Genomic DNA, 22,658 nt, shown 5'->3' on the forward strand with positions numbered 1-22,658 from the left:
CCGCCCCCGCTATGGTCGGACGATGGACACCCACGAGGTCGTGAACCAGCCGCCACCCCTGGTCGGTTACGAGGTCGCCGCGGACAGCGCGCTGCTGGAAGCGGTAGCGCGCGAGGGCGCGGGCTGGGCGGCCGACGATCTGCACCGGCTGGGCAAGCGAGCCGAGGCTCAGCAATGGGCTGACGAGGCCAACAGGTACGACCCCAGGTTGCGAACCCACGACCGTTACGGCCACCGCATTGACGAGGTGGACTTCATCCTGCAGCGCACGATGCCTGCCTGAGGGCATCAGCGGGGCGATGTCGGCGGGGGGGGGCGCGACCCTGGAGAAACTATTGCCCTTCCTCGCCGTCTTCGCCGAGGGGCTGGCGTTCCGCCTGCAGCAGCCGCTGCGCTTCTCCACCCCGATGAGCGCCGATCGAATAGGCTCACGCCATCATGGCTATCGAGCTGTCCCGGCAACAGGCGCGCCGGATTGCCGTACGAGCGCAGCTCCTCACCGCCCAGCGGCCCACCACCATGCTGGAGGTCATCCGCCACCTCACGTTCCTGCAGGCCGACCCCACCAATGCGGTGGCGCCCAACGCCGACCTCGTCCTGTGGTCCCGGCTCGGCTCGGCCTGCGATCCCCGGGAGCTGGCCACCGCCACCGGCAACGGAACCCTGCTCGAACTCCACATGCTCCTGCGCCCGCGCGAGGACCTCGCCCTGTTCCGCGCCGGGATGGCCGCCTGGGAATCGCGTACTGACCTGCGCGAATGGGAGGAGGATGTCCGCGAATGGGTGGCGGCGAACGATGACTGCCGCCGGGACATTCGTGAGCGGCTGGAGGCCGAGGGTCCGCTGCCGCTGGCTCAGCTTCCCGATACCTGCAATGTACCGTGGCGCTCTTCGGGGTGGACGAACAACAAGAACCTGGATCGGCTGCTCACGCTGATGGTGTCGCGCGGGGAGGTGGCGATCGCCGGGCGCAACGGGCGCGAACGGCTGTTCGACCTGGCCGAGCGGGTCTATCCCGAAGAAGTGGTGCCGCAGGAGCGGGCGCGGCAGGTGCGCGCTGAGCGGGAGCTGGCGGCGCTGGGCATCATGCGAGGGGGTACGGCGGGGCAACCGGCCACCGTGGAGGGCGTCCGGGGCACGTGGCGCGTCGATGCGTCGTACCTGGATGATGATTTTGCCGGGCGAACTGTTCTTTTGTCGCCGTTGGACCGTCTCGTTTTCGACCGTAAGCGGCTGACCGAGATCTTCGAGTTCGACTACCAGCTCGAAATGTACAAGCCCGCGGCGAAACGCAAGTGGGGTTACTGGGCGATGCCGATTCTGCACGGCGACCGGCTCGTGGGCAAAGTCGACGCCACCGCGGACCGCGTCGCCGGGGTGTTGCGGGTCGACGCGATCCACTGGGACGAACCGGTCCCGGAGCGGGCCGTACAGGCCGAACTCCGGGACCTCGCGAAGTGGCTGAAGCTGAAACTTATGGCCTGAGCGCGTTGATGCTGGCGACCAGGTCGTGCTGGCTGATCGGTTCGACCATGCCGCCGGTGTGCGCGTCCTGCATGGCCTTGGTCAGCTGCACCCGGCGCAGCACCTCCTTGATGTCCGCGCCGGTCATGCCGTGGCTGAGCCGGCCCAGCTCGGCCAGGTCCAGGCCGTCGGTGAACATGGTGAACCCGTCCTTCTCGTGCACCGCGGCGAGCTGGGCGATCATCTTGCGGAAGATCTCCGTGCGGCTTACGTCGTCGGGTTTGGGCACCGACACCTTCACGTCGAAGCGGCCCGAGCGGATCAGCGAGTCGTCGACGCGGTGCGGGAAGTTCGTGGTGGCCACCACGATCACGTTGGGGTTGGCCTCGATCAGGTCGTTCATCTCCTGCTTGAAGATGCCGGCCACCGCGTTGATCGCCTGGCTTGCCGCGTCCCCGCCGGCGCCCGCATAGCTGATGATCGAGTCGAACTCGTCGAACAGGATCAGCGTGGGCACCCGGTAGCGGCGGGCGTCGCGGAAGATCTGCTTGATGTTGCGCTCCGAGCCACCGAGCCACTTGTCGAGGATCTCCGGCGTGCGGATCTCGCGGAAGTCGGCACCGATCTCGTTGGCCAGGGCCCGCGACAGCATGGTCTTGCCGGTGCCGGGCGGTCCGTACATGAGGATGCCCTGCGGCCGGCGCGCCCCCCAGCGGGCCATCGCCTCGGGGTGGCGGAACGACACGGCGATCTGGCGCAGCTCGGCGACGATCTCGGCCAGCCCGCCCACCTGATCCAGGGTGACCTGCTGGGTGGTGGTGGCCACCTTGGGAATGGTCTCGCGCGCCACCACGTAGCGCCGCCCGGCCAGCGCGGGCTCCTCGGAACTGGGTAGCAGCGTGGTCACGCTCTGCAGGATCAGCCGGACCATGGCCTCCAGGTGCGCGGGCGTCACCTCGTCGCGCGGCACCTCGGCACGCAGTTTGACCAGCGTGTCGTCGGCCTCGTAGCTGACCGTGGCCTGCAGGCCCGCGGCCGCATCGGCCAGGACGTCGGTGCGCGACTCGCGCGGGGCGACCGGATCGTTCGGACGGTCAAGTCCGAGTTTCTTGTACGCCGCCACGGCCGCCGTTCCCACCCCGTCCACAATGCGCGTGGCGATCGGGTCCCCGGCGGCGATCCGCTTGGCCAGCAGCGCGCCGACCGGGTCGTTGCCCAGCACCACGGCGCGGATCCGGTCACGTTCGGGCACGTCGTCGGCCACGGTGCTGATCTCGGCGGCGAACACGTGCACCGGCCCGCCAGTGGTCTCGGCGCTCGACACGGTCAGCGCGACCCGGCGCACCGGGGCGGGGAAAGCAGCCCGGCGCAGCAGCTCAACGGGGTTCACCCGGGCTGCGGCCAGGATCGTGCCGGGCTCGACGATCTCGACGGTGGCGCCGGCGTACTGGAAGGACTCGGTCATGGGTCGGCCCCCTCTCCGGTATCAAGAGTGACACGCCCCGGCGCGTTGCAGCACCATGCTCCCCCCACCGCCGGTTTCGCGCCGAAAAACCCGGCTCGGCGACCGGCTTGCCGGCATGGCAGCCCCGTGCCCAGCGGTGCAGTTCCCTCCATCACAGGTGATGACATCAGGTGTCATGACGAGCTACGGTGATGACACAGGATGTCATCGACGGGAGTGCGGTCATGGGCAGGGACGTTTGGATCTTGGGCGGTACCGGGCGCAGCGGGCGGGCAACAGCCACGGCCCTGATCGAGCGCGGCATCACACCGGTACTGGTGGGCCGCGATGCCGAGCGACTGGCCCACGCCGCCGATCAGGTCAAACGAGCGACGAGCCGAGGCTCAGCACTCGACCACGGCACAGCAGCGGACCATCACCCCAGCATCCAGCCCGCCACCGGGTGCAAGGTCCTGACAGCCCCCTCCCCCCAAGCCGTAGCCACCGAGATCCAGCGTCACCGTCCAGCAGTAGTCATCAACACCATCGGCCCGTTCACCACCACGGCACCCGTCATCGCCCGGGCCTGCATCACCGCCGGCACCGACTACGTCGATCTCGCCAACGACCTGGCCGCCGTGTCCGCGATCCTCGACCTCGACAAGGCCGCCACCGACGCAGGCCGGACGCTGGTTACCGGCGCGGGATTCGGGGTCACGGCTACGGAGAGTGTGGTGGTGGCGCTGTGTGCGGGGCGGGTGGGGGCTTTGGACGTACGGGTGGACATGGTTCCGGCTCTGGAGGTTGAAGCTGGACCGATCGGCGATGCGCTTGCGGCGACGCTTCTGGAGGGGTTGCCGGGGGTGGCTGGTGGTGGGCGATTTGAGGGGCGGCGGTATCGGGACGGGCGGCTCGTGCGGGCGCGGATTGCTGGGGAGGTCACCCACTTGACGTTGCCCGATGGGGTGACGGTGACTACGGCGAGCATGCCGCTGGGGGAATTGATGGCGGCGCAGCGGGCCAGTCAGGCGTCGTCGGTGGTGTCGTCGTCCAGTGAGGTGCCGGGTTCTGCGCTCGTCCGGGCGATCATGCCGCTGGCTACGTCGGTGTTGCGGTGGTCTGCGGTGCGGGAGTTCGCCAAGCGGCGGCTGGCCAAGGTCGAGGTCAAGGCGCGCGCCAAGCCGCGGGAGCATTCGTGGGGTCATGCGCGGGTGACGTGGGCGGACGGCACGACGCGGGAGGGGTGGTTGCGCGTGGGAGAAGCCCAGCAATTCACCGGTACGGTCCCCGCTGAGGTAACGCGACGGTTGCTGGAGGGCGAGGGCGGACCGGGCGCGCATACCCCGGCAGCGCTGTTCGGGGCCGGACTGGCGGCGGCGTGCGGCGGGGAGTATCTGCTGGACTGATCAGGCTGGGGCTAGGTGATCCTCAGGCGCGACACGGTTTCGGAGGGCTCGAGGGCGGCGGACGTTTCGGGGTCGCCGTGGGCCAGGTCGGTGCGGGCCACGTTGGCGTACACCTCGGCGAAGGCCTCGAACAGGGCGGGGGTCAGCCCGGCACCGGCCTGCGTGGCGGCGATCTCGCGCATCTCGTCGACGAAGCGGTGCGCCTTGGTGGCCGAGCGCGGCACGCTCGCCGAGGCGTCCAAGCCCTCCTTGCCCAGGTCGGCCAGCACACGGTCGAGCACCCCGTAGTGCCCGGCCGTCCGCATGGCCTGGGTGACCAGCGCGGTCAGGCCCTTGTAGACGCTCGCCGTACACATCTTCAACGCACTCGCGGTGCCCACCTCGCCGCCCACGACGATCGGCTCGATCTGGTCACGCCACGGCAGGCCAGCGACCTCGCCCGCCCGGTCGCCGGACAGGTACATGCGAGCGCCCGGGGTGACGGTCGGGGGCGGCCCGGAGATGGAACCGTCCACCACGGGCAGGTCGTTGAGGATCCGCGCCACCGCAGCCATCGTGGTCGGGGAAATGGCGTTGAGGTCGGCCACCACGGGAGCGGCGCCGGACTCGTGAGCCGCCTCGGCGATCGACCGCGCGGTAGCCACGGCCTGTCCCGGTGGGATCACCGAAAGGACAACATCCGAGGCTGCCACCACGTCGGCCAGCGACGCCAGCACCTCCAGCCCGGCCTGCCCGGCCAGACGCCGGCTCCGCGCGGACCGCCCGGCCACAGTGGTGACCACCCGTACGCCGCCGGCCCGCAGCGCGCTGCCCAGCCCGGAGCCCATGAACCCGGGGCTGACGATGCCTACAACCGTCATGGGCCAAGCATGCCAGCCGATCAAGGAGGCTCGCTTGACGGCCATCGCGCGAAAGTATCCGCCCGCGCACCCACATGTGACCTTCAAGTACGGTTTTGCGAGCTACCAGCGGTGTTTGATTCTGGGCGAGGGCGTGGGTAATCTCGGCGCGACGATCGACAGACAGGCTTTTCGGTGAGCATGCCCCTGCGTCCCGGCGATCCCCTGCGTCCCGGCGATCCGGTCCGGCTCGGCGAGTACGACCTGGTTGCCCGGCTCGGGCAGGGTGGCATGGGCACCGTGTTCCTGGGCCGCGACCCGGCGGGGACGCCGGTGGCCATCAAGGTGGTGCGGCCGGAGTTCGCCGGGGATGCCGAGTTCAGCGGGCGGTTCCGCAGCGAGGTGCGCCGGGCTCAGCAGGTGCCGCCGTTCTCCACCGCCGCCGTACTGGACGCCGGCCCGGAGCATGACCCGCCGTACCTGGTGGTCGAGTACGTGGACGGGCCCTCGCTGTCGGCGCTGGTGCAGGAGCGCGGGCCGCTGACCGGGCCGGCGTTGCAGCAGGTGGCCGTGGGCATCGCCACCGCGCTGACCGCGATCCACGGCGCCGGGGTGATTCACCGGGATCTCAAGCCGGGCAATGTGCTGTTCGCGCTGGGCGGGATCAAGGTCATTGACTTCGGCATCGCGCGGGCGTTCGAGGCGACGAGCCGGCACACCCGCACCGATCAGATGGTCGGCACCGTCTCCTACATGGCCCCGGAGCGGTTCGAGCCGCAGTTCGGCACGGACGTGACCGCGGCGGCCGACATCTTCGCCTGGGGTGCGGTGGTCACCTACGCGGCGATCGGGCGCACGCCGTTCGCCGCGGACTCGGCCGCCGCCACCGCGGTGCGCATCCTGACCCAGCCGCCCGACCTGACCGGGATTCCCGAACCGCTGCGCGCCCTGGTCGACTGGTCGCTGGCCAAATACCCCGAGCAGCGCCCCACCGCCCGCCAACTGCTCGATGCCCTTCTGGACGGCGCCCTTTCACCGGTACGTCCACAGCCCCCCGCCGTCCCTGCGCCGAATGACCCCCCGCCTGTCCGCCAGCCACCCCGCTGGCGCCGGGCAGCCCTGGCAGCCGGGGCGGCCGTCCTGCTGGCCGGCGGCGGACTGGTCGCGGCGCACCAGCTCAGCCGCGCCGGTTCCCCCGACGCGGCAGCGGACCCGGCGCCGGCACCGGTGGACGCGCTGACCGGGATCCTGGCCGGCACCCGGCGCTTCTCCATCGAGCTGAGCACCGGCAACCGGTACTTCATGATGAACACCGGCAAGCAGGCCCTCGACGTGTCCGACGGCACCGGCTCGCAGTCGCAGTTCGTGCTCGAACCCGTGGGCGTCAGCTATCTGATCCGCTCGCTGGCCACCGAGGCGTACGCCGGACCCGAGCGCTGCCTCGGGGTGCAGGTGGAACCCGGCGCGGACACCAACCCCGTGGTCAGCGCCGCGTGCAACCCCACCAAGGGAACCCTGTTCACCGTCATCGACGCCGAGCGCAAGGATGCCCGGGGCCGCCCGGCGTACCGCATCGGCTCGGAGTACGGGTGGCTGCGCTGGGACGCCGGCAAGAGGCAGTCCGACGTCGGCGAGGTCGGCGAAGCGCGCTGGGCCGAGTCGTACACGCTGGTCGACCGGGGTGACTTCGAACCAGCGCCGGCCAGCACCGGCCCGAGCCCCGCACCGGCCGGCACCAGTGCGAGCCCGGCGGCCGGCAGGTCCAAGCTCATCGACGCCGACGTGTCCTCGCTCAAGCACGCCGACATCGACCTGGGCGTGCCCGTGGTCATCACCAGCCCCCCGGATCTCGGCGACCCGAGAAACCTCGAGGCCCAGCCCGACGGCACCCTGCAGTTCACCGGCACCGCCGTCACCGAGTCGTCGCGGCTGCGCATCCAGCCGGCCAAGGTCCGCAAACGCACCGAGGCCACCGGCAACCTGGTCACCATCGCCGCCGCGCCCGCGGTGCCCGGCTCGGGACCGCCGTCCTGCATCACCGACGTGCGCCGGACGGTCCTGCAGATGCAGCCCTGCGTGCCGGGCAACCCCGATCAGGCGTGGCGGATGCTCCCGGCCGGCGACTTCGGCTTGTTCACGCTGACCGGCTCGCACACCGACATCACCGTCGACGAGCAGCACCGGATCGTCGGCGAGGACGGCTTCACCGCCCTGGCGGCCACCGCCGTCAAGTGATCACTCGGGCAGCGCGTCGCCCTGGCGGACCAGGCCGTTCTGATAGGCCAGCACCACCAACTGGGCCCGGTCGCGCACGTTGAGCTTGGTCATCGCCCGGTTGACGTGGGTCTTGGCGGTCAGCGGGGACACGTAGAGGCGCTCGGCGATGTCATCGTTGGACAGCCCGTGCGCCACCAGCACCAGAATCTCGCGTTCACGCTCGGTGAGCAGGTTCAAGCCGGGTACCGGGCCGGGATGCTCGGGGCGCAGACCGGTCAGGAACCGGCTCACCAGCCCGCGGGTGGCCTTGGGCGACAGCAGCGCCTCCCCGCCGGCCACCACCCGGATCGCGTGCAGCAGATCCTCCGGCGCCACCCCCTTGCCGAGGAAGCCGCTCGCCCCGGCCTGCAACGCCAGCACCACGTTGTCGTCGTTCTCGAACGTGGTCAGCACCAGCACCCGGACCCCCGCGAGGTTGTCGTCGGCGCCGATCCGGCGGGTCGCTTCCAGGCCGTCCATCCGCGGCATCCGGATATCCATGAGAACGACATCAGCGCGCGCGGTGCGGGCCAGCTCGACGGCCTGCTTGCCATCCGCGGCCTCGGCCACCACCTCGAACCCCGGCTCCGAGTCGATGATCATTTTGAACCCGGCGCGGATCAGCGCCTGATCATCGGCCAGCACCACCCGGATGCTCACGCCGGGTTCTCCTTCAACTGCGGCATGACGCAGGCGTGTTTGACCTTGACCGGCGGCGGTTCCGGGGTGGCTTCGGTGGGCAGCACGGCGTGCACCCGGAAGCGGCCATCGCCGGTGGGGCCCGCGGTGACCCGGCCACCCGCGGCGGTGGCGCGCTCGCGCATGCCGAGCAGGCCGTAACCCGAGCCGGGTTCGATCAGGGCCGGGCGGATCTCGTTGCTGACCTCGATGACCACGCCACTGGGGGCGTACTCGACGAGCAGGCGGATCGGGCCGGCGCCGTGCTTGTGCGCGTTGGTCAGGGCTTCCTGCACGATCCGGTACGCCGCCAGATCCACCACGGCGGGCAGGGTGCGCTCGCGGCCCCGCAGCTGCGGACGTACCTGAAAATCGGCACTTTCCAGACTGGCCAGCAACTCCGGCAGGCGGGCCAGCCCCGGGGTGGGTTCGGTCATCTCGGCCTCGTCGCCGTTGCGCAGCACCCCGACCACCGACTGGATCTCCTTGAGCACGGTGTCGGATGCCTCGCGGATCTGCGCGAGCACTGGACCGACCTGCTCGGGCTGGCGTTGCAGCACGTGCGATGCCGCACCGGCCTGCACGCTGATCACCGCGATGTGATGCGCCACCACGTCGTGCAGTTCGCGGGCGATGCGCACCCGCTCGTCCATCACCCGGCGCCGCGCCTCCTCCTCGCGGGTCTGCTCGGCGCGGGCGGCCCGGTCCTCGACCTCGGCGATGTAGGCCTTGTGGCTGCGTACCGCGTCACCCAGCGCCGCCGCCATGAAGATCCACGCGAACACGCCCAGCGTCTCGACCCGCCACCAGTCGTGCACGGCGACGATCAGCCCGCTGAGGTAGACCAGTGAGGAGGCGGTGAGCGCGCAGATCCAGCCCTGCTGGCGGTCGGTGTGCGCGGCGATCGAGAACGTGATGACGCCCAGCGCGACGATCAGCCCGGGGTTGGACACGCCGTGCAGCACCGCACCGATCGTCGCGGCCGTGGCGATGCCCAGCGCGATCAGCGGCCGGACCCGGCGCAGCAGCACGGCGACGAACGCCACCATCGCCACGACGAAGGCGCCCACCGCCGGATGCCCGTCGACCGCCGCCTTCGCCACCGCCCACGACAACGCGAACGCCAGCAGGACATCCAGCAACAGCGGCTTGTTGGCCGCGGTTTTGAACGCCTTCTTCGTCTCCATCACCTCGAACCGTACGCGCGGCACCGGCCCCCCACGTCCTCCCGGCGCAGTAAGCGGCACCCCGGGCGAATACCACGATCATGGTACGGCGATGCCTGCGCTCGGACGACGCTTCGCCGCCGCGCTCACGGGACCGTTTCGGGGTGGCTACCTACCTGTACCGGCTCGGCAAGCTCAGCTTCCGGCGCCGTAAGACCGTGCTCGCCCTGTGGCTGGCTCTCGTGGCTGCCCTGGGCGCCGGGGCATTCACCCTCAACGGGACCACCACCGACAGCTTCTCGATCCCCGGCACCGAGGCCCAGCAGGCCCAGGACCTGCTCGCCGAGCGCTTCCCGCAGGCCGCCGCCGGGGGTGCCCAGGCCCGGGTCGTGTTCGCGGCGCCCGCCGGCACCAAGCTCACCGACCCGGCCAGCCGCACCGCGATCACCGAAGTCATCGGCGAGCTCGGCCGCGGCGCGCAGGTGGCGACCGTGTCCGACCCGTTCAAGGCCACGATCAATCCGGCCGGCACGGTCGCGTATGCCACGGTGGCGTACAAGGCCGGACCGGACGATCTCACCGCCACCGACCGCGACGCGCTGCACGAGGCGCTCGCCGCCGGTCGGTCCGCGGGGCTGACCGTCGAGGTGGGCGGCGACGCGGTCCAGGAACCAGGCGAGCAGGGTGCAGGTGAGGCGATCGGGTTCGCGGTCGCCGCCATCGTCCTGCTGATCACGTTCGGCTCGCTGGTCGCGGCCGGGTTGCCGCTGCTCACCGCGATCATCGGTGTGGGCGTCGCGGTAGCCGGGATCCGCATCCTCACCGGGTTCATGGATCTGGGCAGCAGCACCCCGACGCTCGCGCTGATGCTCGGGCTGGCCGTGGCCATCGACTACGCCTTGTTCATCGTGTCGCGCTACCGCCACGAGATGGCCGAGGGCCGCTCCCCGATCGAGGCCGCGGGGCGCGCGGCCGGTACGGCCGGTTCGGCGGTCACCTTCGCGGGTCTGACCGTGGTGATCGCGCTGGCCGCGCTGGCGGTGGTCAACATCCCGTTCCTGACCCAGATGGGCCTGGCCGCGGCCGGGGCGGTTGTCGTGGCGGTGCTGATCGCGCTGACGCTGCTGCCGGCCATGCTGGGCTTCGCGGGCCGGCGGGTGGTGGGTTCGCGGCGCAAGGCACCGGCGCGCCCGGCTGGTCGGCGGTGGGCGCAGGTCGTGACCCGGCGCCCGGTGCTCACGATGGTGGTGGCCATCCTGGGACTGCTGGTGATCGCGATCCCGGCGCTGGACCTGCGGCTGGGACTGCCCGGCGACGGGACCGCCGCTACGGACACCACCCAGCGCAAGGCGTACGACCTGCTCAGTGACGGTTTCGGTCCGGGCTTCAACGGTCCTCTCGTGGTGGTCGTGGACGGCTCGGACGCAGCCGGCGCGGCATCCCGCGCGGCGACGGCGATCAAGGCGCTGCCCGATGTCACGGCGGTGAGCCCGGCGACGGTCAACCCGGCCGGCGACACGGCGATCCTGCAGGTCATCCCGTCCAGCGGGCCCGACGACGAGAAGACCACCGACCTGGTGCACGCGATCCGGGATCTGGACGCCGGGGCGTCGCTGTCGGTTACCGGTACGACCGCGGTCAACATTGATGTGTCGGCGCGCATGGGGGCGGCGCTCGGGCCGTACCTGGTGGTCATCGTGGTGCTGGCCTTCCTGCTCCTGACTTTGCTCTTCCGCTCGGTGCTGGTGCCCATCAAGGCGATCGGCGGCTTCCTGCTGAGCGTGATCGCCACGTTCGGCGCGGTTGTCGCGGTGTTCCAGTGGGGCTGGGGCGCGGACCTGCTGGGCGTGGCGTCCACCGGGCCGATCGTCAGCCTGATCCCGGTGCTGCTCATCGGCATCGTGTTCGGGCTGGCCATGGACTACGAGGTGTTCCTGCTCAGCCGCATGCGGGAGGAACACGTGCACGGCGCTTCCCCGGCGGACTCGGTGGTCAACGGCTTCAGCCACGGCGCCCGGGTGGTCACGGCGGCGGCGATCATCATGATCAGCGTGTTCTCGGGCTTCATCCTGGGCGACGACGCGATCATCAAGTCGATTGGCTTCGCGCTGGCCGCGGCGATCCTGCTGGACGCGTTCGTGGTGCGGATGACGCTGGTTCCGGCGGTGATGATGCTGCTGGGAAGGCGGGCCTGGTGGCTGCCCCGGTGGTTGGACCGGCTGCTGCCCGACGTGGATGTGGAGGGCTCGAAGCTGCAGACATCGCCGCCGTCGGCCGAGGAGCCGGCGGGTGAGCTGGTGGGGGCCGGCCACTAGGTTCTGGTCGCAGGGGGTGGCCGGTGCGCGGGCCGGCCACCCCGTCTTCGTGACGTGGTGACCGGCCCCGGTCACGGGATTCCCGCTGTGCAGACCGGCGCGAGGCGCGGCCGGGTTCTCACGCCCAGCGCTTAACTGCGAACGAGCCACCGCCGGCAGACACCTCGAACGCGCCGGGCATGCTGAAATGCGCGGGCAGCACCAGTGCGGCATTCTGCGCGGCCCAGCCGAGCAGGCGCACCCGGCTCGCCTCAGCTTCGGCCGCGTCCTCACAGAAGCAACTGCTGTGCCCGGGATGCCCGAGCTGCAACGGCGTGTGCACCAGGTCGCCTGCGAACAAGGCCCGATCACTGCCGGACACCAGCTTGATCACGCTCGAACCGGGGGTGTGCCCCGGGGCTGCCTCCAGCGTCAGGTTCTCGTCGATGCGGTACGAGCCGGACCACAGCCGAACCTGACCGGCGGCTTGCACGGGGGCGATGCTGTCGTCGTACGCGAATTCGTTGACGCCGCTGGTGACGTCCTTGAAGTGGTGGAAGTCGGCCTCGGGCATCAGGTAGGTGGCGTTCGGGAACGTGGGCACCCAGTCGCCGCCGGTCAGCCGGGTGTTCCAGCCGATGTGGTCGACGTGCAGGTGGGTGTTGACGACCAGGTCGACATCCTCGGGGAGGACCCCGGCGCCGGCCAGCCGGTCCAGGTAGCCGGTATTGAGGTGATCCCATGCGGGCACAGCCGGGCGGTGCTTGTCGTTGCCGATACCGGTGTCGACGAGAATCGCGCGGCCCGCACTGCGCAGCAGCCACGTCTGGAACGCCCCGCGGACCATGTCGCCGTCGAGGTGATCGGGTTCGAGGTGGTCACGTTCCTGCTCCCACACCGAGGCGGGGATGGTCGGGAAGAAATCGCCGGTCGCCATGACCGGGCCGTGCATCTCATCGATGCGGGTCACGCTGACGTCGCCGAACTTGAGGTCGCTCATGGTTATTTCTCCAGGGGTGGACAGGCCCTCCGGTTGGAGCGCCTGAACGGGATGGGGGGAACTACTGGGTGACGTGGTGCCGCTCGGCTGTGGCAGTGCCGTGCACGAGCAGCGTCATCGCGGCCTGCGAGGCCGAGCCGGGTTCGGTGGTGGCAATGACGACCACGTGGTCCTGCTCGGTGCGCAGCGTCTGCTGGGTGACGGTCAGATCGCCGACCAGCGGATGGCGCATGTCGTAGACCGCGTCACCGCCGGCTTTGACCCGGTGCCGGGCCCACATGTCGGCGAAGTCCTTGCTCTTGAGCGACAACTCGCCGACCAGCGCGGCCAGAGCCGGGTCGTCGGCGTACCGGCCGGAGGTCATCCGCAGCGTTGCGACGACGGCCTCAGCCTTGCCGCGCCAGTCGGCGTACAGCTCGCGGGTATGCGGGTCGAGGAACACCAGCCGGGCCATGTTGGCCGGTCCCGCGAAACGCAGGTGCCCGGCGAACAGCGCATGCCCGGCGGCGTTCCAGGTGAGCACGTCGCTGCGCCGGCCGAGGACCAGCACCGGCACCTCGCCGAGGACGGCGAGCAGTTGCCGTACGGCCGGGGTGACCTTCTCCGGCGGCGAGCGCCGGGCGGACCGGTGGCGGGTGACCGCGGCGAGTTCGTGCAGGTGCCGGCGTTCCGCGTCATCCAGGCGCAGCGCCCGGGCGAGCGCGTCGAGCACCTCGGGCGACGCGTTGGTGGACTGGCCCTGCTCGAGCCGCGAGTAGTAGGACGCGCTCACCCCTGCCAGCAAAGCAAGCTCTTCGCGGCGCAGTCCGGGTACCCGCCGCCGCTCGTCGTACGTCACCAGCCCGACGTCCTGAGGCCGCAACCGGGAGCGGCGGCTGGACAGGAACTCGCCGAGTTGTCGTTTACCTTGCATGCCTCGAATTATTGGCCGCCCGGAGTACCGTAACCACACCTTCGCAGGGTCAGGCACACTTGCCCGGTGACTTCGGTACGGCAGACAGCCACGGCGGCCATCCAGGATCAGCTCGGCTATGAGGATGCCCTTGACCTGCTGACCGTGGCGCCGGCGGGCGAGGTTGACCCGGTGCTGACCGGCATGCTGCACGATGCCGTGGCGCGCCTGCTCAAGAACGGGTGGCAGCCGGCCGAGCTGCACCGGGTCGTCGCACGCCGGGCCGGGCCGGGGCAGGCCGGGCTGATCACGGGGGCCGTCACGAGCTACATGAGGGGCTTCAAGACGGTCGACCCGCGCTGGAGGGCTCAGGCGGCCGGGCTGCCGGCCCCCGCGCCGGTGGCCAGGAACCGGGTCACGGTCATCGACAGCCACTTGGCCGCGTTGAAGGCGCTCGGCACGCTGCCGCCGATCGAGACGTTGATCCCGCCGCCCGGACAGGTTGCGCGCCCGGCCACGACGAAGAACTCCGAGGCGATGCTGGCCCGGGTGCGGGCGCTGCTGGCCAAGGCCGAGTCGACCACGTTCCCGGCGGAGGCGGAGACCTACAGCGCCAAGGCCCAGGAGCTGATCTCGCGGCACAGTCTCGACGAGGCGTTGCTGGACGGCGAGGATGCCACCGTCATGCCGTACGCGCGGCGCATCGGCATCGACCACCCCTATGAGAGCGAGAAAGCCTCCCTGCTGTCCGCGGTTGCCCAGGCCAACCGGTGCCAGGTGGTCTGGTCCCCGGAGTTCGGTTTCGCCACGGTCTTCGGCTTCGACGCGGATCTGGACGCGGTAGATCTGCTGCATGCCTCGCTGCTGGTACAGGCGCATCGAGCGATGTCACGCGACGAGCCCAAGGGCGCGGCGGGCAAGAAGACCTTGAAGACGTTCCGGCAGTCGTTCCTGGTGGGCTACGCCGTGCGGATCGGCGAGCGGCTGGCCGAGGCGGATCGGGCGGCGCTGGCGGGCAGTGCGGATGCTGCTGCGCTGCTGCCGGTGCTGCGCTCACGCGACGTGCAGGTCGTGGCGGCCAGGGACAGGGCTTTTCCCCGTACGGTCAAAGGTCGATCTTTCCGTGTGCACAGCGAGGAAGGGTGGGAATCGGGTCGCGCGGCCGCCGACGCCGCCACGCTGCGGTGAGTACGATCTTGACTCCACTGTGTAATGTGCAAGCGTGGATACGACAGTCGTGGCCCGTGTCACAGTCACCGCGGGAGATCCGGAGTCCTCCGATCGGGCGGCGCAGAACCTGCTGAAGGAACTGCACGAGCTGCCCGAGGTCGTCGCGGTCGAGCAGGCCACGACCCCCAGCGACGTCCCCGGTGCGCGCGGCACCGACATGCTGGCCGTCGGCACGCTGCTGATGACGCTGGCAGCCACCCCGGAGATCCTGTCGGGCGTGCTGGCCTATCTCGGCGAGTGGATCCGCCGCCCGGGCAACCGCCGCGGCGAGATCGAGGTCGACTTCGGCAACGACCGGCGCATCACCCTGACCAACCCGAGCGAGGCCGAGCGCAAACGGCTCATCGACGCGCTCATCCGGGAGGTGCGGCAACGCTGAGACGTGCACTGATCATCGCGACGGAGAACTACACCGACCCCGCTTTCTCCGCGCTGCCCGGCACGGCGAGGGATGCCGGGGAGCTGTACGAGGTGCTCGGCGACCCGGCCGTCGGGGACTTCGATGTCACCGTGCTCGACAACGCCGGGGTGCTGGCCGCCGGGCGCCACATCAAACGCTTCTTCGCCGACGCCGGCCCGGACGACATCCTGCTGCTCCACATCGCCGGGCACGGGCTGCGCAACGACGAGGGCGCGCTGTACTTCGCGGTCGCCGACACCGTGCCCGACCTGCTGTTCGTCACCGCGCTGGCGGCCAAGGACATCACCCACGAGATGGACCTGAGCCCCGCCCGGCGCATCGTGGTGCTGCTGGACTGCTGCTACGCGGGCGCGTTCGACGACCGCAAGGACCTCGAGCACGCCGGGCCGCCGGTGCAGCAGGCACCCACGCTGCCGGTCGGCTCGGCCGGGCCCCGCGATGACGCCCATGTGCGCGGTCAGGTGATCATCGCCGCGGCGACCAGCATCGAGCAGGCCGTCGAGGGGCGCACCGGCGGGCTGTTCACCCGGTGCGTGGTGCACGGGCTGCGCACCGGCGAGGCCGACCTCAACGGCGACGGCGAGGTCGACGCGCACGAGCTGCACCTGTACGTGGACAGCCGGATGAGCCGGCTCGGAGCCGGGCGGGGGCAGCGCCCGACGTACTCGGTGCACCGGTTGCAGGGCATGCTGCGCATCGCGCACCGAGCCGGCCAGTCCCGCCCGGTTCCCGTCGTTGCCGAGACGCCACCCGAGGAGCCGGAACCCCGGCGGCCCTGGGTACGGGTGCTGCTGGGCCTGGTGGCGCTGATCCTGTCCGGGTGCGGGGTGCAGGGCGACAGCGCGCTGGCCGGGGACGGCTGCCCGGCCCCTACATACCTGCGGGTGGCGGTGGACCCGGCCGGGCTCGGGGCGTACCGGAAGCTGGCCACGGCGTTCGAGAACTGGGTCGCAGGCCGGCGGGGTGGCTGCCGCAGCGCGGACCTGTACGTGTTCCCGGTCAGCCGGGCGGACATGACCGCCGGGCTGGAGTTCCAGTGGGGGCAGGGCACCCGGGGCCGCTGGTTCCCGCGCGACGTCGGGCCGACCCCGGACGTGTGGCTGCCCGCCGCGCAGGCCGACGTGCCCGCGTTCCTTCACGACGTCCACGAGATCGGCTACACACCGATCGTGCTCGGTGTGCCCCGCAAGACCGGGTTGCCCGAGGGTGAGCGCGAGGACAAGCTGCTGTGGCCCGAGTTGTTCGACCTGGCGGCCGGCCCGGCCGGTGTGGTGCGGGCCGATCCGGCGGTGTCCGCGGTGGCGCGGATGGCCACGACGGCGTTGTACGACGAGGGCAACGCCGGGGCTGGCACCGCGCGTACCCGCTTCGAGCAGCCCTTGGACCGGGCGCTGGACGCCGGGGCCTACCCGGAAGGGGATGAGACCGCGCTGCTGTGCCGCCAGGCGCAGGCGCACGGCCGGAACGCGATCATCCTCACCGAGCAGATGCTGGTGCGCTACAACCTCGGCGCGGCGTGCCCCGGCACCGGGATACCGCAGGGCGGCGACCGGTTGCAGGGCTTCTACCCGCGCGACACGCCCCTGGTGCATCAAGTGGTCGCCACGCTGCGCTGGCCGCGCGAGGTGCAGCCCCAGACCACCGCCGAGTTCGCCCAGTGGTTCGTCGGCTGGCTGGGCAGCCGGGCCGGCAAGCAGGCCCTGATCGGCACGGGTTTACGCACCGACGGGTACGAGGGCACCGAGCCGATCAGCACGGCCAACGGCGCCGGGCAGTGGCCGTTCGGCGAGGCCCGCGGCGACGAGCCGGACGCCGCGGTGCAAGCGGCTGTCGACGGCATCCGGGCGCAGGCGACCCGGCCGGGGCATTTCCTGGTGGCCCTGGACGCGTCCGGCTCGATGGACGACATCACCGCGGACCCGACCGTGACGCGCTGGGAGGCCGCCGTGGCCGCAGTCGGTCAGACCGTGGGCAAGCTCGGCGAGCGCGACCTGTTCGGCGTGGTCCCCTTCGCCGGCAGCGCCCCGGGAAAGATGCCCACGCTGGGCAAGCCCTCGGTGGCCGCGGTCAGCACCGCCACCAGCCACGTGCGCCCCGACGGCGGCACCCCGCTGTACGACACCATCCGCGCCGGTGCCGAGCAACTGCGCCGCAGCCCCGGCGGCAGCCGGCCGCAGCGCACCCTGATCGTGCTCACCGACGGCAAGGACAACACCGGCAGGGGCGTGCCGACGCGGGCCCAGCTGACCGGTGTCCGGGTGTTCGTGATCGCGGTCGGCGACGTGGCCTGCTCGGCCCGGGACCTGAGCACACTGGTCCGCGACACCGGCGGGCGCTGCTTCGATGCCGGGGCCGGCGACGGTCTCACCGGCCTGTTCGACGCGATCTGGGAGTAGGTGGCACGGGTGCGCGTACGCGGCAAGCCGTGGTGGATCTTCGTGGCTGGCAACCTCACCGGGGCGCTGCTGGTAGCCGGGCTGTTCGTGGCCGGCCCGTTCGCCCCGCCCGACGCGCTGGAACCGGGTGAGCTGGTGATCCTCAGCGGCAAGGACGACAGCCGGGGCGGGCGTCAGGTACTCATCGACCTGTGGAACGACAGCCACCCCGGCAACCGGGCGCGCATCGACGAGCTGCCCGAAGCCGCCGACGGGCAGTACGCGCAGATGTACAACCGCACCGAGGACGACACCACCGACATCTACAACCTCGACGTGACCTGGACCGCGGCATTCGCCGACCCGTCGTCGGGGCCGGCGCGCATCCGGGCCATCGACGAGTCAGCGCTGGCCGCCGACCCGGGCGACTCGTTCATGCCCAACCCGCTGCAGACCTGCCGCTACGACGGCAAGCTGTGGGCGCTGCCGTTCAACTCCGACGCCGGGCTGCTCTACTACCGCTCCGAGAAGGCGCAGGCCGGCCCGTTCACCTGGGCCGGCATCGCCCGCGCCCCGGATCGCGAGGCCGCGTACACCACCCAGTTGCAACAGTACGAGGGGCTGACCGTCAACATCCTGGAGGCGGTGTGGTCGCTCGGCGGTGACCTGGACGTCGACGAGCACACCGGTCAGGTGACGCTGGACTTGGCCATCTGGGACGAGGCGGCGCGCCGGCTGACACCGCGCCGCGACGGTAAGCGTTCGGTGGTGCTGGGCGACTCGACCACGTTCACCGAGGGCACGAGCCGCGATGCCTTCCGCGACGGGCGGGTGCCGTTCATGCGCAACTGGCCGGTGGCGTACCGGATCATGGCCGGCGGCGACGCGTCACCCACCGAGACCCCGGTCGAGCCGACATGGTTCAAGGTGGCGCAACTGCCCGGCGCGAGCGTGCTGGGCGGGCAGAACCTGGCGATCTCGGCGCGCACCAAGCAGCCCCGCGCCGCCCAGGCGCTGATCGAGTTCCTGACCAGCGAGCACAGCCAGCGCATCCTGTTCGAGAAGGGCGGCTTCGCCGCGACCCGCGACGCGGTCTACAACGACGAGACCGTCAAGCAGAATTACCGGTACGCCCCCACGTTGCACGCGGCCATCACCACCGCGCGCCTGCGCCCGCGCTCGGCCAACTACGTCACGTTCAGCAAGACGCTCGCCGCGCTGGTGCACGACGTGCTGGTCGGGCGCACCCAGCAGCTACCCCGCAACCTGGCCGCCCAGCTGACCCAGGCGCTGCAGGGGAAGCAGGCCAACTGACCCGCTCCCCCGCAGGCTGTCAGTGCGCGGCGTGCACCTGGCGGATCTTGTCCAGCGACGTGGGCTGGGTCACGCTCTTGCGGGCGGCCAGCGCGGCGGGCGCGGCGGGCTTGGCCGGGGTGTACAGCCAGGTCTGGAACAGCTCGTCGAGCTGCTGGCCGGAGATCTTCTCCGACAGCGCGATGAACTCGGCGGTGGTGCCGTTGCCGTAGCGGTGCTCGGCGACCCAGGTGCGCAGGATCTCGAAGAAGTCGTTGTCACCGACGGTGCGGCGCAGTTGGTGCAGGGTCATCGCGCCACGGTCGTACACGGCGTTGTCGAACACGTTGGCCGGGCCCGGGTCACCCGGCTTGACGGTCCAGAAATCCGCGGGCTCGGTGGCGTACAGGAAGTCGAAGAGCTCGTCGGCCGTGCCCTCGCCCTGCTTCTCCGACCAGAGCCACTCGGCGTAGCTGGCGAAGCCCTCGTTGAGCCAGATCTCCTTCCACTGCGCGACCGACACCGCGTCACCGAAAAACTGGTGGGCGTTCTCGTGCACGACGACGTAGGGGTTGGAGCCGCCGCGGAAGAAGTTGGCCGAGTAGTTGGGCCGGGTCTGGTTCTCCAGCGCGAACGTCAGCGTGCCGGGCGGCGCGACCACACCACCGCGCGCGGTGAACGGCCACGGACCGAAGATCGAGGACTCCCAGTCGGTGATCTCGGCGGTGCGTTCCACACTGGAGCGCGCGGCCGCGTCGAAGTCCTCGGGTAGCAACTGCGAGTACGCGTTGATCACAGGGGTGCCGTCGGCGGTCACGTCGCGGGTGATGTCGTACTGCCCGATCGTGATGAACGCCAGATAGGTGGCCTGCGGCTTGGCCGAGCGCCAGTACCAGCGGGTCCAGCCGAGCAGCTCCGGGGTGTTGGCCCGCGGCTGCACGCCGTTGCTGATCACCTCGACGCCGTCGGGCACCGCCACGGACACGTCAAAGGTGGCCTTGTCCGACGGGTGGTCGTTGCTCGGGAACCACCACCACGCCTCTTCCGGCTCGCCGACCGCGAGGGCGCCGTCCGGGGTACGGATCCACGCCGTGAACCCGGCCGCCACCTTGTTCGAGGGCACCCCGGAATAGGTGACCACGACGGTGAGCGCCTGACCGTCGGCGATCGCGCGGGCCGGCTTGACCACCAGCTCGTGATCGCCCTGCCGGGTGAACGTGGCGGGCCGGTTGTTCACCTGGACCGAGGCCACGTCGAGCACGAAGTCCAGGTTGAACGAGCTGAGATCCTGCTCGGCGGTGGCCAGGATGGTCGTGGTGCCGGTCAGCCGGTCCTGCTCGGGGTAGTAGCGCAGCCGGATGTCGTAGTGGGACACGTCGTAGCCGCTGTTGCCGTAGTCGGGGAAGTACTCGTCCCCGAGGCCGGCGCCACCGGGTGCGGGCGCGGCAGCAGCGGGGGCGGCCGTCCCGGCGAGAGCCAGCACCGTGGCGGTGAACGCCACCAGTAGTCGTCGCACGGTGGGGCATCCTTTCCGTCGGCGGACCGGTGTCCCCGGTCCGACGTGGATGAGTCAGCCCGAACCTATCGAAGGTTGTCGTTGACTGTTATAAATTTTCTTCGCCGTCTTCAGCGGTCACTCCGCATCGTCCCCGGCGGTCACTCCCAAGAGGGACCGGGTGACGTTCTGGGCCTCGGAGCGCATTTCGCTCAGCGCCTGCGCCAGGTCCCGGTCGTCGGCGTCGCGCTCATCCTCGGCGGCGATCAGCACGGCCCGGCGCACCAGCTCCTTGATGAACGAAGCGGTCGCCCCCTCGGTGCCGTCCGCCGTGGCCCCCAGAGCCTCCCCGGTGAACGGCAAACCGTGGGCATAACGCTGCAGAAGCAGAAGCCGGCCGGTACGTGAGGGCAGCGGGACCTCCACCGCCAGGTCCACTCGGCCCGGTCGCTGCGCGAGCGCCGGTTCGAGCACGTCCACCCGGTTCGTGGTCAGCAGGAAGGCCACGTCGGCGTCGTCGCTGAGCCCGTCGAGCGCCTCCAGCACCTCGAACAGCAGCGGCTGGGCGCCCGGATAGTGGTCCCGGTTCTCGGCCACCAGGTCGCAGTCCTCCAGGACCACCAGCGCCGGCTGCAACGCGCGGGCCATCTGGGCAGCCTCCGAGACGTACTGGATGTGATGCCCCGACAGCAGAATGACGGTCAGCTCCGGCAGCGCGCCGATCAGGTAGCGCACGGTGTGGGTCTTGCCCGTGCCCGGAGGGCCGTAGAGCAGCAGGCCACGCTTGAGGTGCTGCCCGGCCGCGGTGAGCCGGTCGCGGTGGCGGGCCACCCCGGCGACGTGGCGGTGCAGGCGTTGCAGGACGCCGTCGGGCAGCACGATGTCCTGCGGTGCCAGCTTCGGCCGGCGGTGGAAGGTCAGCGCGCCGACGCCCGGTTCGAAGTCCGAGCCGCCCAAGGTCAGCACCTGACCACGCAACGCCGAACGCTCCAGCATGAGCCGGCGAACGGTGGCGACCAGGGAGGCCGCCGTGCCTGGGATCGGTGTCAGGATCTCCATCTGCGCGGCATTGCCCAGGCGCGGGTCGGCGCCGCGTTGAAAGACAACGACCGGGCTTTGCTCGTACGTGAAAAGCCTGAGCCCGAAAGAAATGACCTCCCGGGTCTCGTCGGGCCCGGTGGAAACGGTCCGGTAATCCACCGCGCCGACCGGGTACCAGCCCGCCACGATTTCGCTCAAGGATTGGTGCCGGCGCTGCTCACCGCCGCCGACGCCGACGATCTGCCGGTGCGTGCCCGCCTGCTCGATCTCGACGAGCGCGATGTCCAGGTCTGCGAAGCGGTAGTTGGGAACCTCTTCGCTGACCACCGGGAGCAACCGCGGATCCACGCCCAGATGCGCGCGCACCAGGGAGCCGAGCGTCGCCTCTCCCGTCTGGCTGCGGCCGCGATGCTCGCTGACCACCTCGCTCAGAAATGCCTGGAACACCTCGACGAACTGCGCCGCGCGATCATCCACGCTCTCCGACGCTAGCCCAGCCGGGGCTTCCGGATGACTGGTTTGCCGCTATGCTGACCGCCAACGCCGAGTTGCTACCGGGAAGGAGGTCAGAACAATGTCCGATGTTCTGCGCCCCGCCCGCGTACCGGCGTTCACGCGGCTCTGACCCGGGGCGAGCTCGACCCGGAGGACCCCGATGGCTGCCGTGACCATCCGCCCGCTCACCATGGGCGAAGAAGACCTGTTCGAATCCCTGAGCGACCCGCTGCCGCACCTGCGCAAGATCTCGTACGCCGACGGCCTCGCGATGGGCGGCTTCCACCCCGATCGCACCTGGGTGGCCCTGCGCGACGGCGAAGTGGTGGCCCGCGCAGCCTGGGTGCTGCCGCCCGGCTCGGTGGGTGAACCATGGCTGGAGCGCTTCGACGTGCTCGACTCGCCCGAGGTGGGTGCTGAGCTGCTGACCGCCGCGCATGAGGCGCTGGGCGGGCCGAAAATCTACTACGCGGCGCTGCCCGGCTATTGGCGCCGGATGCCCGACGTGCTGGCCGCGATCGAACCCGCCATGGCGGCGGCCCGGCTGGCTGGTCTGGTGCAGGGGCAGGAGCGGCACCGGTTCACCTGGGCGGGTACACCAGTGCCGGAGCGCTCGCGGCGGTGGACGTTCCGCCCGGCTGCGAGCGCCGGGGAGGTTACGGCGCTGGTGTCCGGTATTGATCGGCCTGCGGTGCTGACGGGGATGGAGACCGCTGGGGTCGTACGGGGAATCGACCTTGCTGTTGACCCCCTGGGGTGGCTTGATTTTGCGACGTCGTCGTGGCTCGTTGCGATCGACGGGGACGCGGCGGTGGGGGTGGCCGGGGCGACCATGGAGGCTTGCTTCGCGCAGATTGCCTATCTGGGGG

General features: G+C 70.6%; 18 protein-coding genes and 1 pseudogene. 11 read left to right on the forward strand and 8 right to left on the reverse strand.

Annotated elements, in window-relative coordinates:
- Positions 1-22: 22 nt before the first annotated feature.
- Positions 23-256: pseudogene (locus tag TFC3_RS29185) on the forward strand (DNA alkylation response protein); the annotation flags it as partial.
- Positions 257-438: 182 nt separating this feature from the next.
- The gene (locus TFC3_RS29190; RefSeq protein WP_067508503.1) at positions 439-1,485 is read left to right on the forward strand and encodes a DNA glycosylase AlkZ-like family protein; all 1,047 of its coding nucleotides are present in this window, start codon (positions 439-441) and stop codon (positions 1,483-1,485) included.
- On the opposite strand, the gene TFC3_RS29195 is transcribed toward TFC3_RS29190, so the two are convergent.
- Positions 1,475-2,929 (reverse strand): 26S protease regulatory subunit, encoded by a 1,455-nt coding sequence (locus TFC3_RS29195; RefSeq protein WP_067508505.1) that lies wholly within the window; start codon positions 2,927-2,929, stop codon positions 1,475-1,477. The two genes, TFC3_RS29190 and TFC3_RS29195, sit on opposite strands and share 11 nt — an antisense overlap.
- Before the next feature lie 224 nt (positions 2,930-3,153).
- On the opposite strand from TFC3_RS29195, the gene TFC3_RS29200 reads away from it, so the two are divergent.
- A complete protein-coding gene (locus TFC3_RS29200) occupies positions 3,154-4,314 on the forward strand; it encodes a saccharopine dehydrogenase NADP-binding domain-containing protein (RefSeq protein ID WP_082772678.1) in 1,161 nt (386 codons plus the stop codon).
- 11 nt (positions 4,315-4,325) lie between these two features.
- Here the strand turns inward: TFC3_RS29200 and TFC3_RS29205 are convergent, their stop codons facing one another.
- The gene (locus TFC3_RS29205; protein ID WP_067508508.1) at positions 4,326-5,174 is read right to left on the reverse strand and encodes an NAD(P)-dependent oxidoreductase; all 849 of its coding nucleotides are present in this window, start codon (positions 5,172-5,174) and stop codon (positions 4,326-4,328) included.
- Positions 5,175-5,208: 34 nt separating this feature from the next.
- Between TFC3_RS29205 and TFC3_RS38280 the strand changes: the two genes are divergently transcribed.
- On the forward strand, positions 5,209-5,352 hold the full coding sequence (locus tag TFC3_RS38280; RefSeq protein ID WP_161952699.1) for a hypothetical protein: 144 nt from the start codon (positions 5,209-5,211) through the stop codon (positions 5,350-5,352).
- A 2-nt stretch (positions 5,353-5,354) separates the two neighbouring features.
- Complete coding sequence (locus TFC3_RS29215) at positions 5,355-7,388, forward strand: serine/threonine-protein kinase (RefSeq protein WP_067508512.1); 2,034 nt, start codon at positions 5,355-5,357, stop codon at positions 7,386-7,388.
- Here the strand turns inward: TFC3_RS29215 and TFC3_RS29220 are convergent, their stop codons facing one another.
- Together TFC3_RS29220 and TFC3_RS29225 are read right to left on the reverse strand one after the other, a co-directional pair.
- Positions 7,389-8,069 (reverse strand): response regulator transcription factor, encoded by a 681-nt coding sequence (locus tag TFC3_RS29220; protein ID WP_067508514.1) that lies wholly within the window; start codon positions 8,067-8,069, stop codon positions 7,389-7,391.
- Entirely contained in the window at positions 8,066-9,298 is a 1,233-nt protein-coding gene (locus TFC3_RS29225; protein ID WP_082772598.1) for a sensor histidine kinase, read from the reverse strand. The genes TFC3_RS29220 and TFC3_RS29225 overlap by 4 nt, the downstream gene beginning before the upstream one ends.
- A 119-nt stretch (positions 9,299-9,417) precedes the next feature.
- Between TFC3_RS29225 and TFC3_RS29230 the strand changes: the two genes are divergently transcribed.
- Positions 9,418-11,568, forward strand: coding sequence for an MMPL family transporter (locus tag TFC3_RS29230; protein ID WP_067509809.1), 2,151 nt, complete (start codon positions 9,418-9,420; stop codon positions 11,566-11,568).
- A 118-nt stretch (positions 11,569-11,686) separates the two neighbouring features.
- Here TFC3_RS29230 and TFC3_RS29235 read toward each other — a convergent pair whose 3' ends face one another.
- Positions 11,687-12,547 (reverse strand): MBL fold metallo-hydrolase, encoded by an 861-nt coding sequence (locus TFC3_RS29235; protein ID WP_067508515.1) that lies wholly within the window; start codon positions 12,545-12,547, stop codon positions 11,687-11,689.
- A gap of 61 nt (positions 12,548-12,608) precedes the next feature.
- Positions 12,609-13,460 carry a helix-turn-helix domain-containing protein gene (locus tag TFC3_RS29240; RefSeq protein WP_067508516.1) on the reverse strand — a complete coding sequence of 284 codons (852 nt, stop codon included), beginning with the start codon at positions 13,458-13,460 and terminating at the stop codon, positions 12,609-12,611.
- Positions 13,461-13,526: 66 nt separating this feature from the next.
- Here TFC3_RS29240 and TFC3_RS29245 point away from each other — a divergent pair, with 66 nt between their 5' ends.
- Genes TFC3_RS29245 through TFC3_RS29260 form a run of 4 tightly spaced genes read left to right on the forward strand, consistent with a single transcriptional unit; the run spans position 13,527 to position 18,779 of the window.
- On the forward strand, positions 13,527-14,627 hold the full coding sequence (locus TFC3_RS29245; protein WP_067508519.1) for a DUF2786 domain-containing protein: 1,101 nt from the start codon (positions 13,527-13,529) through the stop codon (positions 14,625-14,627).
- A gap of 34 nt (positions 14,628-14,661) precedes the next feature.
- On the forward strand, positions 14,662-15,048 hold the full coding sequence (locus tag TFC3_RS39715; RefSeq protein WP_236718506.1) for a hypothetical protein: 387 nt from the start codon (positions 14,662-14,664) through the stop codon (positions 15,046-15,048).
- Between the two features lie 11 nt (positions 15,049-15,059).
- Entirely contained in the window at positions 15,060-17,486 is a 2,427-nt protein-coding gene (locus tag TFC3_RS29255) for a caspase family protein (RefSeq protein WP_255363815.1), read from the forward strand.
- A gap of 9 nt (positions 17,487-17,495) precedes the next feature.
- Complete coding sequence (locus tag TFC3_RS29260) at positions 17,496-18,779, forward strand: extracellular solute-binding protein (RefSeq protein WP_161952701.1); 1,284 nt, start codon at positions 17,496-17,498, stop codon at positions 18,777-18,779.
- A gap of 19 nt (positions 18,780-18,798) precedes the next feature.
- Here the strand turns inward: TFC3_RS29260 and TFC3_RS29265 are convergent, their stop codons facing one another.
- Both TFC3_RS29265 and TFC3_RS29270 read right to left on the reverse strand, forming a co-directional pair.
- The gene (locus tag TFC3_RS29265; protein WP_067508533.1) at positions 18,799-20,274 is read right to left on the reverse strand and encodes a M1 family metallopeptidase; all 1,476 of its coding nucleotides are present in this window, start codon (positions 20,272-20,274) and stop codon (positions 18,799-18,801) included.
- Positions 20,275-20,391: 117 nt separating this feature from the next.
- Positions 20,392-21,771, reverse strand: coding sequence for an ATP-binding protein (locus tag TFC3_RS29270; RefSeq protein WP_067508535.1), 1,380 nt, complete (start codon positions 21,769-21,771; stop codon positions 20,392-20,394).
- A gap of 178 nt (positions 21,772-21,949) precedes the next feature.
- Between TFC3_RS29270 and TFC3_RS38285 the strand changes: the two genes are divergently transcribed.
- On the forward strand, positions 21,950-22,658 hold a 709-nt coding region (locus TFC3_RS38285), incomplete at its 3' end, for an acetyltransferase (RefSeq protein WP_067508537.1).

The sequence above is a fragment of the Actinoplanes sp. TFC3 genome (assembly GCF_001553785.1).
Taxonomy (GTDB): Bacteria; Actinomycetota; Actinomycetes; order Mycobacteriales; family Micromonosporaceae; genus Actinoplanes.